The 12,737-nt window shown below is 59.2% G+C and carries 8 protein-coding genes and 2 pseudogenes; 3 read left to right on the top strand and 7 right to left on the bottom strand.

Annotated features, from left to right (window positions below; all coding sequences use genetic code 11):
- Positions 1–99: 99 nt before the first annotated feature.
- The 7 genes and pseudogenes from WGT02_RS22575 to WGT02_RS22545 all read right to left on the bottom strand — a co-directional run bounded on the left by WGT02_RS22575 (position 100) and on the right by WGT02_RS22545 (position 7,074).
- Positions 100–1,596, bottom strand: a complete 1,497-nt coding sequence (locus tag WGT02_RS22575; RefSeq protein WP_208245018.1) for a DDE-type integrase/transposase/recombinase — start codon at positions 1,594–1,596, stop codon at positions 100–102.
- Between the two features lie 725 nt (positions 1,597–2,321).
- Positions 2,322–2,564, bottom strand: a pseudogene (locus WGT02_RS22570) (IS6 family transposase); the annotation flags it as partial.
- A 91-nt stretch (positions 2,565–2,655) separates the two neighbouring features.
- On the bottom strand, positions 2,656–3,321 hold the full coding sequence (locus WGT02_RS22565) for a nitroreductase (protein ID WP_024317221.1): 666 nt from the start codon (positions 3,319–3,321) through the stop codon (positions 2,656–2,658).
- A gap of 77 nt (positions 3,322–3,398) precedes the next feature.
- A complete protein-coding gene (locus WGT02_RS22560) occupies positions 3,399–4,316 on the bottom strand; it encodes an MBL fold metallo-hydrolase (RefSeq protein WP_208246905.1) in 918 nt (305 codons plus the stop codon).
- Between the two features lie 665 nt (positions 4,317–4,981).
- Positions 4,982–5,734: an SDR family oxidoreductase gene (locus WGT02_RS22555; RefSeq protein WP_024317223.1), complete on the bottom strand. Its 753-nt coding sequence runs from the start codon at positions 5,732–5,734 to the stop codon at positions 4,982–4,984.
- Positions 5,735–5,825: 91 nt separating this feature from the next.
- Positions 5,826–6,233: a cupin domain-containing protein gene (locus tag WGT02_RS22550; RefSeq protein WP_024317224.1), complete on the bottom strand. Its 408-nt coding sequence runs from the start codon at positions 6,231–6,233 to the stop codon at positions 5,826–5,828.
- 85 nt (positions 6,234–6,318) lie between these two features.
- The gene (locus tag WGT02_RS22545; protein WP_208246903.1) at positions 6,319–7,074 is read right to left on the bottom strand and encodes an SDR family oxidoreductase; all 756 of its coding nucleotides are present in this window, start codon (positions 7,072–7,074) and stop codon (positions 6,319–6,321) included.
- A gap of 457 nt (positions 7,075–7,531) precedes the next feature.
- On the opposite strand from WGT02_RS22545, the pseudogene WGT02_RS22540 reads away from it, so the two are divergent.
- From WGT02_RS22540 to WGT02_RS22530, 3 genes and pseudogenes are all read left to right on the top strand, one after another.
- Positions 7,532–8,438 (top strand): annotated as a pseudogene (locus tag WGT02_RS22540) (MASE1 domain-containing protein); the annotation flags it as partial.
- Between the two features lie 72 nt (positions 8,439–8,510).
- Positions 8,511–12,101: a PAS domain-containing protein gene (locus WGT02_RS22535; RefSeq protein ID WP_263623116.1), complete on the top strand. Its 3,591-nt coding sequence runs from the start codon at positions 8,511–8,513 to the stop codon at positions 12,099–12,101.
- Positions 12,098–12,736, top strand: coding sequence for a response regulator transcription factor (locus tag WGT02_RS22530; RefSeq protein ID WP_208246901.1), 639 nt, complete (start codon positions 12,098–12,100; stop codon positions 12,734–12,736). The genes WGT02_RS22535 and WGT02_RS22530 overlap by 4 nt, the downstream gene beginning before the upstream one ends.
- Position 12,737 lies beyond the last annotated feature (1 nt).

Below are 12,737 nucleotides of genomic sequence, written 5' to 3'. Positions count from 1 at the left end.
CGCGACGATCAGGATGAGACGCCGTATTGCCTCGCCTGTGAATGTTCCTGATGCACTTGATCATTGCCTCACAAGATTGCTCCTTTCTGCTGCGAGCGTTCAAGTCGCGGAGAGTTGAGCTGTTTCGGAATTTGCGCCGAAGATCATGGCATGGGCTTTATTTCGACGCCACTCTTTGACGCGCCGTTGCACTGTTCGCAGGAGTCCGTCGGGGTACTCATTCGGATAACGCTCTTGAAGCCGCTCGAGCAACTCGCGGCCTGTCCGCCAAGGTTCCTCCTCAAACCAAGAGCGGAGATCGTCGGTCACGCGGATGAGCGGGTCTGGTCTACGTCGCTCTCGGCGCAGTTTTGGTTTCGCTTTGGCCGTCGGACGGACTTCGCCTTCCGTCCAGGCGTGGCGCAGGTTCTGCAAGAACGTTTCGATATCCGGCGTGGCTGTTGACAGCGAGGCATTGCTGGCAACCTCGACAAGACGCTGCTGCGCTGTTCGAATATCGCGCAATAGTTTCACAGGATCCAACTGATCGCCGATGTGCGATAGCCGATTTCGGACTTCGGTCGGTGTTCTCGGATCTGCCAAGAGCCTCTGATAGGGTGTCGCAGGAGGATGATAGATCTTTTTGACCACCGCGCCATCGCGACGCTTCTCCCGCAGCTTAAAGGATGGCTGAAAGAAGTTTATGAACAAGCGCACCGATCGGTATAGATCGGCCAGGGTCGCAGCGGCCTCGACCCCCTCATAGCGATGATAACCAACAATGCGGCGAACGATCGACCCATTCTTCTGCTCGACGAAAGCCTGATCATTCTTGCGGTAGGGACGGCAACGCGTGAACTCGATATTGGAATCAAGGCAGTAATCCCTGATCGTTTCGTTGATGAACACGCTGTCATTGTCCGTATCGAAGCCGAGCAGCGGAAACGGCATCAGACGCCGCAACTCACTCAACACTTCCGTCAGAAGCTTCTGCTCACGCACAAGCAGAGGCGCACATTCCGTCCAGCCACTGGCAATATCGGTGAGGACTAGCGTTTGGACGAAGCTGCCCCGCGCAACGGGGCCGGAGTGGGAGACAAGATCTGCTTCAACAAACCCAGGCGCGGGATCATCCCAGTCAGAGAATGTCCGGACGGGGACGCTACGCCTTAACGCAGACGAAGCCACCGAATGCCGGCGTCGCCGGCCGCCCGCTGTTTCGCGAATGTCTTTCAGAGCGCGATCAATCGTCGCGGCGCTCATCTGCAATAACAGAGCCCGAACCCGGTCATCCAGGTTGAGGTGTCCGTGCCGCTCCATGGAGATGACCAGCGTCGGGAGCAGCGCCTTTAGCCGCTTTCCACAAACACGGTCGGACGACTCCCACAACACGATAAGCGCTTGGCGGGCGGCTTCGTCATAGATCCGAGGACGTGGTCGAGACGCGACTTGATTATGTGTGCCGCGGAGTAACCGCATCGCATGTTTCCGGTGCATGCCGCTGATCGCAACGAACTGATCGAGAATGCGCGATTTTTCCTCTCGGCTGCCTTGGAGGTAGCGCTTTGCTAAAGCTGCAATCAATTCTTTCTTGGTCGTCACGCTGATGTGCCTCATCTGATTTGCTCCGCACCCACAAATGCTGGGAGCAAATCAGATGAGGCAACGGCCAATAATCAAGGAGCATTTTTGGCGAGGCAATGCGAGTCTCACCTTGTTTGTCGCCGCGCAGATAAGCCTCCCAAACAGCCCGTTTAGGAATATCGAACGGCTTTGCTTTACCCAAAGGCTCCTCCCGCATGACGGTTGACCTTTCGATAAAGCTGGACAGTGTTGCGCCTTCGCTCCAACGCCATTACAGCACCTTCTTCACTACTACACGCAACTCCGTCCCTGTGCCCCGCATCGGTACTCGGATCCTCATGGTGCTTCCACTTGGATGTCTCCCTTCGCATCGGGGCGACAGGTTCCCACGTTCCACACAAGAGCCTGAAGCAAGGTCACGCCGCCTTCATGCCGGACGCCATCTGGGCAGTAGACAGGTATCTCCCAGACTTCTCCCGGGTTAACGAAGCCCACCCGGTTTTGACGCCATCTATGCACTTTTCGACACGTCGTCAGCGGTTCGCTCACGCTCGTCTCCTTGCATCTTACCTGACCGGATCAAGTCCGGCCTTTTCCTCAACGCTCACCACCATCGCTCTTTACGACAGCAGCTTGAGGTGGTTTGAAACCCGCTCCTGCAAGCCGGCTTCGAGGGGCCAGCCCTCATCTCCTGTGCAGCATGGCTGCTTGGGAAGTGCCTAAATCATAGCTCCTCCTTCGCGCCTTCGTGGCGCACCTTCGTCCAAATGCCACACGTCATTTGGGCTCGGTGCTTTGCGCCGCAAGAGGCCGGCATAGTCACGGCCGAACTTCTTCGCCCAACACCGGATCGTCTCATAGGAAACGACGATGCCGCGCTCCAGCAGCATCTCTTCCACTAGGCGAAGGCTCAGCGGAAATCGGAAGTACAGCCAGACCGCCCGAGCGATCACAGCGGACGGGAAACGATGACGCTTGTAGCTGACAGTCGACTCAATCATGACTACCAACTACCGCCTACAACTTCATCATCGGTTAACCTGACATCACCGATTCTTGAGGCGGATGCACTCCTTATTATGAGATATTCGGCTAACCGCCGACGAACGTGACCGTTTCGTGGAGCGGGGCGCGGCCCGTACGGGCGGAACTTGTCGAGAGGTCCTCGTACCCGATCGACATGCCGCAAAAGAGGATGAGCCCGTCCGGGGGTGACAGCACCTCCGCGACCGTCTCGCGGACCTGCGACCACGCCATCTGCGCGCAACTGTGCAGCCCTTCGGCGCGGAGCAGCAGCATGACGCTCTGCAGATACATGCCTACGTCGGCCCATTGGGGCCGGCCCAGGTCGCGGTCGATGTAGCAGAACAGGGCGGCGGGCGCGCCGAAACAGTTCCAGTTGGCGATGGCTGCCCGCTGCCGCGCCTCCCAGTCCTCGCGCGCAATGCCGAGCGCGCTGTAGCGCTCCTTGCCGAAGGCGGATCGGCGCTCCCCATAGGGGGACTTCAGCACTTGCGGGTACATCTCATACTGCCGCTCGTCCCAAGCGTCGCCGTGGGCCACGCGCTCGACGGCGCATGTCTTGAGCTCGGCCAGCGGCGCGCCGGTCAGCACGTAGGTGTTCCACGGCTGAATGTTCGATCCGGACGGCGACCAAGCTGCGGCGGATAGCACGCGCTCAAGCACCTCCCTCGACACGGGCTCGTTTTTGAATCCGCGCACCGCCCGTCGGCTTTTGACTGCCTCGTATACGTCCATGATGATCTCCTCCTTGTCGCCGGCCATCCGTTCGTTCAAATGCCGGTCGTCTAGTTCGGCCCTAATCCGACAGGCGGTCAGTAGTCCCAGAAGATCGGCACCCAACGAAAGGCATCGCCCTCCACCGCCACATGGCCGATGGATGGGAACGGCAGGTGAGTGGCCACCAGAAGCTCGCCGCTCGCCGACAGCTCCCGCAAAAGGCGGATCCGAACGCGGGCCGCTTCCTCGGGGTCGTGTTCGAAGCCGTTGAACCAGTCCGGGTGCTCGAACCCGACAGCGAACACGGCATCGCCGGCGAACATCAGACGGTCGCCGCCGGACGCGAGGCGTACTACGCTGTGCCCGGGTGTGTGGCCGCCGGTGCGGGTGACGACCACCCCCGGCGCGACCTCGTACTCCTCCTCGAACGTCTGCAGATTGCTGCGATACTCTTCCGCGAACCGCTTGGCGGCCGCCCGAAGCGCGTCCGGGAACCCCTGCGGCATGGAGACGTGGGAGAAATCGGGGTGCGTCCAGAACTTGACCTCGGCTTCCGCCACGTGGATTCGCAGGTCCTTACGCAACTGGTCCTTTACCCCGTCGACGAGCAGCATGCCAATGTGGTCCATGTGCATGTGGGTCAGCACCACGTCGGTCACGGACGGAAGATCGATGCCGGCGGCGACCAGCCGATGGGCCAGTTGCCCGGCCTTCGGCAAGTTCAAGTTCGGGTCGTCCCCCAGCCCGGCGTCGATGAGTACGGTCCGGCCGCCGCTGCGCACCACGACCACGTTCAGCCCCCAATCGAGCGTCTCCGTCGGCAGGAAATTGTAGTCCAGCCAGGCCGCCCGGACGGTCGGGTCGGCGTTGTGGCCCAACATCTTGCCCGGCAGCGTCAGCACTCCATCGCTGACCACCATTACGTCAATCTCGCCGATCTTCAACGCGTAGCGCGACGGAACCAACTCGTCGGCCCCCGGTCTACCGGGATGTGAAACGTTGTCCGAGCTCATGTTAACCTCCTGCTGATTTCCTGATTGAATTTCAATACTCGCGTTTGCAATGGAGAGTGAATCACCTTGTGGTATAGGCTGCGTATGTCTCACGCATAGGAATCGTTACCTGTGAATTCATTGCAGTTGTCCCTTCCGATGTTGGCGGGCGTGAAGTTGCCAGCCGATCACACCAAGGCAGATACCGGCTGTACAGATCGCGACCTCGGCCTCCTTAAAGAGGTCGATTGAGGCCGTCGAGTTCAGCGCGACTCTGTCCCGGATCAGCTGTGCCCGGCGTTCGTCGAAGCCCGATTCCCTTCAAAGGTCCTGGCAATATCGGCGGCTTCAACCTCGAAGCGCCTCGCCCGTTGAAGCGCTCATTCAGCGTGATGTCGTGGAGCACGGTCCCGACGGCGACCACCTCCGCGTCGTGTTCGATGGACTGAATTTGTCCCAACCGTGCCGCAAAGAGCCAGGAGCGGATAACGTGGTTGAACAGATACGGTTCACATCGTTCCCGGGCATACTCCATTGCTTGGGTCACAATCGGCGTGTCAGGAACCGAAATTCCCGGTCGGTTGCGTTCATGTCCATCCCAGTTTTGGTTCGGGAAGGGCGGAAGCCCTCCTTATCTCCCAGTTTGCTGGCCGTTCGCTGGTGTCGATGGCGATGTCGGAAGACGTCTAATTGGCCATGGAACGGTACAGCCAGTCGACATAGCTCAGCGAACCGACACGCGCTCCCGCAAGCGGCAGCAATGTGTCATCGTTCAGTTCGACGCCGTAGTAGCGGGCGCTGTTATCTGTCACGACCTGGCGCATGTCTTCGTTTGCTGCAAGGTGCATACGTGCAATCTCGTCGAGACCGAACTGGTCGTGCCCGCCGATCTCCACGGTATCGTTCTTTGCTGCCCCCATCGCCAATTCGACCAGCATCTCAGCGACGTTGTCAGCAGCGATCGGCCTTACTGATGCCGAGGGAAGCCGGAAGCCGTCTCCGTCTGCGCCCATGTCGACTACGCCACTGATAAACTCGAAGAATTGCGTGGAATGGAGGATGGTATAGGGCCGTCGCGCTGCCCTGATGAGATTTTCCTGCACCATCTTCGCGCGGAAATAGTCACTTTCAACAAGGCGCGGTGTTCCCACCACGGAAAGCGCGAGGTAGTGCCTGACCCCCGCATCTGCTGAGGCACCCAACATGTTCCGGGTGGAAGCCTTGAAAAAATCCAGGGCCGTGTCGTCGCCAAACGACGCGGCATTGGTGACGTCGATGACAACGTCGGAACCCACTATGGCCGCTCGCAGGCCTTCCCCCGTCACACTGTTGACGCCGAGTGAGGTGGACGCAGCTGTCACCTCTGCGCCTGCCTGCCCAAGTTTCTCTACGAGGTGCGTCCCGATTCGCCCGGTCGCCCCCATAACCGTGATTTTCATCGACTTGCTCCCTCTCTCGTGCCTTGGGCAGCGGTCTGGTTTAGCCCTGCCATGCAGCTGGCAAACATTGGACCGTCGCCAGCCTGGGGAGTCACTCCACCGGCATGACGACCGGAGCGTCCTTGTTCTTGAGCAGCACGACGATGAATTTCGCCGGTTCCGTCGTGCTCGCATTTCGGCTGATCAAATGAATGTCGGAGGGGCCTTCGTAGAAGGTCTCGCCCGGCGACAAGGTGACTTCTTTCTCTCCCTTGACCTGCATCACGATCGAACCCTCGAGAACGTAGACGAATGCATTTGCGTCGTGCTTGTGGATAGGGTCGGAGCCTCCCGGCCCATACTCGACCGATATCATGAGCGCCTCCTTGCCGGGATAGTTGGGAAGGTCCTTGCTCATGAGCGATGTGACCTTTGCAGCGTTTCCGGCTACGGCAACCTGCAAAGTGCCAAGTAGGCAAACTGAAGCCGACACAAATATCGTTAACAAAGCTGACTTCATTGTCGTTATCCCTTTGGTTGTTGAATGCATATGTGCGTTCGAAAGCTGGGCAAAAGACCAGCCCAGAGATGGTTCGACGCTTAGCTTACTTCGGCTGTTGGGACGAACGGAACCAGTCTTGGAAGCCGACCTTGCCGATCCGCGCACTTTCGCCGGGCACGATCGACTGATCGTTGAGTTCAGATCCGAAATAGCGCGCATGGACGTCTGCCTCGACCATCCGCGGGTCGTTGGCCGCTTTCAGGTACCGGGCAATGATCTCGTTCATGGGAGCGCGCTCGGGACCAGCAATCTCAATCGTGCCGTTAAGCGGCTTCCCGAGGGCGACATCCGCCATCACATCGGCAACGTCATCCGAGGCGATAGGCTGGAAAGCGGCCGGTGACAAACGAGCGACTGCGCCGACCGTCGCTTCGTCGGCAATACCCTTCAGAAATTCCATGAACTGGGTGGAATGGACGATCGTGTAGGGGATGGATGATTCCTTGATCAGCCTCTCCTGGGCAAGCTTCGCCTTGAAGTACCCGTTGTCCGGCAGCCGTTCCGATCCGACGATCGAGAGGGCAATGTGGTGTTTGACACCAGCCTTGGCATCGGCGGCGAGCAGGTTGCGGCCGGCCGTTTCGAAGAATTCAAGCACAGCCTTGTCTTCCCACGATGGTGCGTTTGCAAGGTCAATGACGACCTCGGCACCGGCCAGCGCTTCCGCAACTCCTTCGCCGGTGACGGTGTTGACGCCGGTGTTGGGCGACGCGGCCAGAACCTCGTGGCCCTTGTTGCGCAAGCGCGCTGCGGTCTTGGACCCGATGAGCCCGGTGCCGCCGATAATGACAATTTTCATGACTATCTCCCTCGTTGTGGCGCTCTCGGGCCAAATGACTCGATCGCATCGGAAAGTGACAGGGGAGACAAAATCATTCTATCGTGCAGAGGGTGTAGCGCTCTAGTCACCAGGTATAGGTGACATGTCCAAGGTGATAGGCGCGATACGCAGGATGCACGGGCTGACAATAACTGCTCGTCGGTTCAGCCGCCGACGTGGCTTCATTGCAATTCACTCCGTCATGCGCAGGTTCGAGAGTTTGCTCGATCCGGACACGATGAGTGACCGCGAACGGAGCTATGAGACAATTACCCTCGTTTGATGAGGTGATGTTGTCGCCTGGCCCGGCCGAATTTTTCCGGTTCGCCCGGGCCTATTCCAGCTTTCCAGACACACAGCGCAGCGGCAATGTCTCCCGACAATGCATGGATTTCCATGAGTTGCGACTGGAGCCTTGCGGGATTACGCTCGGATCATGAGTTCGCCAGCTCCAAAATCGAGAATACGTTCTGCACGAGACGCTGATGGTCCTCTGGCTTTCTTTGTCCGACAGGAGCTGCTGATGATGCGCATCTGGTCGCACCGCCCCCAATTCTTGCATCTGGGTCTTTTTATTGCCGCCTATGTCCTGGGCTGCGGATTCGCCCAGTTGCTTGCAATCGTGCCTGGAACAGGTATTTCCATTTGGCCGCCGAGCGGGCTTTTCATTGCTACGCTTGTTCTTGCCTCCAGGCCTAGCTGGCCGTGGTGGATTCTGGGCGGCTGTCTGGCTGAATTGTTCAGCAATTTCCTGTGGTTTCACAGTCCGCTGCCTGCTGCCTTCCTGATGTATATCGGCAACGCTTTAGAAGCGGTAACCGGGGCATGGCTCGTGAGCCGGACTTTGAGGCGACCGGTTCGGCTGGAAACCCTGCGGGAAGTTCTTGCATTCGTCTTACTGGGCGCAGGAATTGCGCCAGTTGTAAGCGCGACGGTGGGAAGTGCGACGCTTGCGTGGTTTGGCATACGATCGCAAACCTTCGGAGCGGCTTGGCCCCTTTGGTGGATCGGAGACGCCACTGGGGTCTTGATCGTAGCTCCACTGGCGCTGGTCGTATTTCAGAACTGGCACGGCAAAGCCCAGTTTTCGGCCCGTTCGTTGGATCGAAGCCTGCGTCCTGGGGCTGATCTTTCTCGGCATCGCCGCCCTTGCCCTGAGCGGTTACCTCCCCTTCGCCTATATCATCATGCCGCCTCTCCTTTGGGCTGCGGTGCGTTTCGAGTTCAAAGGCGCGGCCGTCACCTTGGCTCTCCTCGCACTGATCACCGCCGCTTTCACAATATCCGGCGCCAGTCCGTTTGCCGGCGATCCCGAGTCCCAGGAACACAAGCAGATCATGCTGCAGCTTTTTCTGGCGATCTCGGCATTTTCAGCGCTCATCGTGGCCGCGATATCCCGGCAGCACCAACTGGCGATGTTTACGTTGCGCCAAAGCGTAGAGGCCTTGCGCGACCGGGAGCAGGAGCTCTCGCAACTGGTCGATATGGTCCCGAGCCACGTTTGGCGTCTGAGGCCCGACGGCGAGCCCACCTTCTTCAACAGGCGCATGGTCGATTTCCTCGGTCTGGACGTCAGTGATGCCGACAAACCGGGCATGAGCCGGTTGGAGGCTGTCATTGGAACCGTCATTCATCCCGATGATGCGTTTGAGCTCAGGAACACCTTGAGACGTTGTCTTGTCACTGGCGAGACGTTCGCCATGCGCTATCGACTGCGGCGGACCGACGGCGTCTATCGCTGGATGTCAAGCCGTGCTGAGCCGATGAGGGATCAGACTGGAAGCATCACCCAGTGGTATGGCATCGGTCACGATGTCGAGGACCAGATGCAGGCCGAGGAGGCAGTGCGGCGCAGTGAGCGGCAGCTTCAACAACTGATCGACGCTGTGCCGGCCATGATCTGGACTGTAACGAACGAAGGAAAGCCGGACTACGTGAACAAGCAGTTCACAGAAATTGTGGGCGCTACCCTTGCCGATATGAGAGCGCCTGACGGCATTGCTTCATTAAATTTGATCCATCCTGAAGACAAGCAAAGGGCAGCACAGGCATTGGCCGACTCGCTTGTTACCAGACAACCTTACAGCCTGAGGCTTCGGCAAATTCGGCACGACGGGGTCTATCGCTGGGTTGAGGCCCGAGTTGCGCCTCTGCAAGATGAGTCCGGTGCTATCCTGCGATGGTACGGCGTCAATGTCGACGTCGACGACGAAGTTCGCGCGCAGGAGGCGCTGCGCGAGCGTGAGCGCGAGCTGTCGCTGATCGTTGATATGGTTCCGGTACATATTGGCCGCATGTCGCCCGATGGCGAGCCGACTTTCTTCAGCAAGCGCACCCTGCGATCCATCGGCATCGACCATGTCGCGGCCTGGGACAAGCCGGAGGTGAGCCGCCTGGCGGCACTCATCGGTGCAACCGTCCACCCTGAGGATGGACCGCGCATGCGAGAGGTGCTCAAACATGCGCTGGCCACCGGTGAACGCTATACCATAAGGTATCGCCGGCGCAGCGCGGACGGCGTCTATCGCTGGATGGAGGGCCGCGCCGAACCATTGCGGGATGAAAAGGGAGTAATCGTGCAATGGTACGCGGCCGCCATCGACATCGATGAAGAGGTGCGCGCGCAGCAGGCGTCGCAAGAGCGGGAACAGGAGCTCCAGCAGTTGATCGACGCGGTGCCGGCTCTGATTTGGGCCACTACACCCGAAGGAACGCCGATCTACATCAACAAGCGGTTCAGGGATGTAACGGGCGCTACACTCGAGGATATTACCGCGCCCGATGGTTCGCCGTCCCTGAGCGTGATCCATCCGGACGACAGAGACGCGGCTCGGCAGGACGTCAGCGATTCGTTCAGAACGGGTGCCCCCTACGTTCAGAGGTATCGTCAGCTGCGGATCGACGGCAGCTATCGTTGGACTGAGACCCGGGCAGAGCCGTTGCGCGACGATACCGGTGCGATTGTCCACTGGTACGGGGTCAGCGTGGATATCCACGATCTCGTGACTGCGCAGGAGGCCTTACAGCAAGGCGAACGCCGCTACCGCGACCTCTTCCACTATATGCCCATCGGACTCACCCAGGTGGATGCAAGCAAGCTCATTCCCCTATTCAAGGAGTTGCGGGCACAGGGTGTGACGGAACTCAAAACCTACATCGACGAACATCCCGAATTCCTGCCGCGTGCGGTGGATGCTCTGGAGGTTGAAGAAGTCAACCAACATATCATCGCGATGTTCGGCGCAAAGGATGCCGGAGAGATGCTCGGGCCGATTGCCCGTTACTGGCAACCGAGCATTGCCACCATACGCCGCTCCATCGAGGCGCGATATCGTGGCGAGGAAGTCTTTCAGGAAGAGACCAGGGTGGCGCGCATGGACGGCAGCGTCATCGATGTCCTTTTCACGACCGCTCGCCCCGGTGCGGTTGCCGACAAGAGTCTGGTCGGCTTCATCGATATCACAGAGCGCAAGAAGGCCGAGGTGGCATTGCGCAACCGGGAACGCGAATTCTCGCAGCTCGTCGACTTGGTTCCGAGCCTGCTATGGCGGCTAAGCCCGGCGGGCGAGCCGGTCTTCTTCAGCAAGCGCATGATCGAGTTCCTCGGTTTGGATGTAGGGGATTACGATGGGTCGGAAATGAGCGGGCTAGCTGCAGCCATAGCGGCTCTCGTCCATCCCCATGATGCGGTCCGACTGGCGGAAGCGCTCGACCACTCCTTCGCCACCGGCGAGACCTTTTCGCTGAACTATCGCCTGCGTCGTGCAGATGGGGTCTATCGCTGGATGTCGGGGCGTGCGGAGCCCCTGCGGGACGAGAGCGGGCGGATCGTCCAGTGGTACGGCCTCTCGCATGACATCGACGATCAACTGCGCATCGAGGAGGAGGTGCGCGAGAGAGAACGGTCGCTCTGGCAGCTAGTTGAAACACTGCCCGTAATGATCGATTGCGCCGCGCCGGATGGGGAGCCGCTCTATCGCAACCCTCAACTCCGCGATTTCCTCGGATATAAGCTCGAAGACCTGGACGGAACGGGGAAGTCCCGATTGGCCGGCACACTCGATGCCGGCGTTCATCCTGACGAGGTCGCTGGCGTCAAAGAGAACTATGCGTATTCATTGACTACGGGCGAGCCATATGCGCGCAGACACCGCCTGCGGCGTTTCGATGGCGAATATCGCTGGGTCGAGACGCGTGCTGCGCCAATGCGTAACGCCGGAGGTGCGATCGTTCAGTGGAATGTCATCTGCCTGGATATCGACGGCGAAGTTCAGGCGGAGGAAAAGTTGCGTCTTGCGCAAGAGAGCCTTGCCCGGGCAAGCCAGGCAGCGAGCCTCTCTGAGCTTTCGGCTTCTATCGCGCACGAGGTGAACCAGCCCCTGGCGGCCGTCGTTGCAAACTCGCACGCCTGCCAACGCTGGCTCATGTCCGAACCGCCAAATATCGAGCGAGCGGAGAAAACGGTAGAGCACATCATTCGGGATGCCAACTCGGCGGCTGATGTTGTCAGCCGCATTCGCGCCTTGTTCAAGCAATCCCTGGACACGAGGATCCATACGGCACTCGCCAGCGTGATCAACGAAGCACGGAGCCTGGTGGCTGTTGAAGCGTCACGGCGTCGCGTGCGGATGGAGGTGAAGATCGACGGCGACTTTCCGCTCGTTGCCATGGATCGCGTCCAGATCCAGCAGGTTCTGATCAATCTCATTCGCAACGGCATGGAGGCAATGGACTCTATTGCAGGCGACAGAGTGCTGGGGATACGCATGCGCCATATGGGGGATGTCATCCAGACTGATATCAGCGATCGAGGCCAGGGTATTGAATTTCCCGACAGAATTTTCGAGCCATTCTTTACGACAAAAGAAGACGGGATGGGCATGGGGCTGGCGATCTGCCGTTCGATTGTCGAGTCACACGGCGGACGATTGTGGGCGGAGAACAACGAACCGCATGGCGCGACGTTCATCTTCACCTTGCCGGTTGAAATGAAGGCCGTGCCATGAAAACCGATCATATTGTCTTCATCGTAGATGACGATGAACGAATTCGAGAGGCCCTCTGCGAGCTCTTGGACTCGCATGGCATGCGCGCTGTCGCATTTGGATCTGCGGGCGACTATGTGAACGCGGATAAGCCAGACGTACCTGCCTGCCTCATCCTCGATATCGAATTGCCTGATATCAACGGCCTCGACCTGCAGAAGCAGATCGCGGATGGGGCTCATCCGCCGATCGTCTTCATCACAGGGCACGGCGACATTCCATCTTCGGTGCGTGCGATCAAGCACGGCGCGGTGGATTTCCTGACCAAGCCTTTTAGCGATGCGGATCTAATGGCGGCGGTCCATGCAGCGATTGCCGAGGATCGGCAAAAGAGGTTGGAACGCGCTGAACTCCGCATGCTGAGACAACGCTACCTGGAGCTGACACCGCGAGAGCGCGAGGTCCTGCCGCTCGTCGTGAGTGGTCTTCTCAACAAGCAGGCGGCAGCAGAGCTGGGGATCAGCGAAGTCACGCTGCAAATCCACAGAAGGAACGTGATGCAGAAAATGGCGGCGGCGTCGCTCGCCGATCTCGTGCGTATAGCAGAGAGATTGGAAACACCGATTACCCATTCGCGCAGAGTGGGAGGGAATTGAA

It is taken from the genome of Rhizobium sp. T1470, from assembly GCF_042140505.1.
GTDB classification, from domain to species: domain Bacteria; phylum Pseudomonadota; class Alphaproteobacteria; order Rhizobiales; family Rhizobiaceae; genus Rhizobium; species Rhizobium favelukesii.
This window is presented reverse-complemented; position numbering and strand designations above follow the sequence as displayed.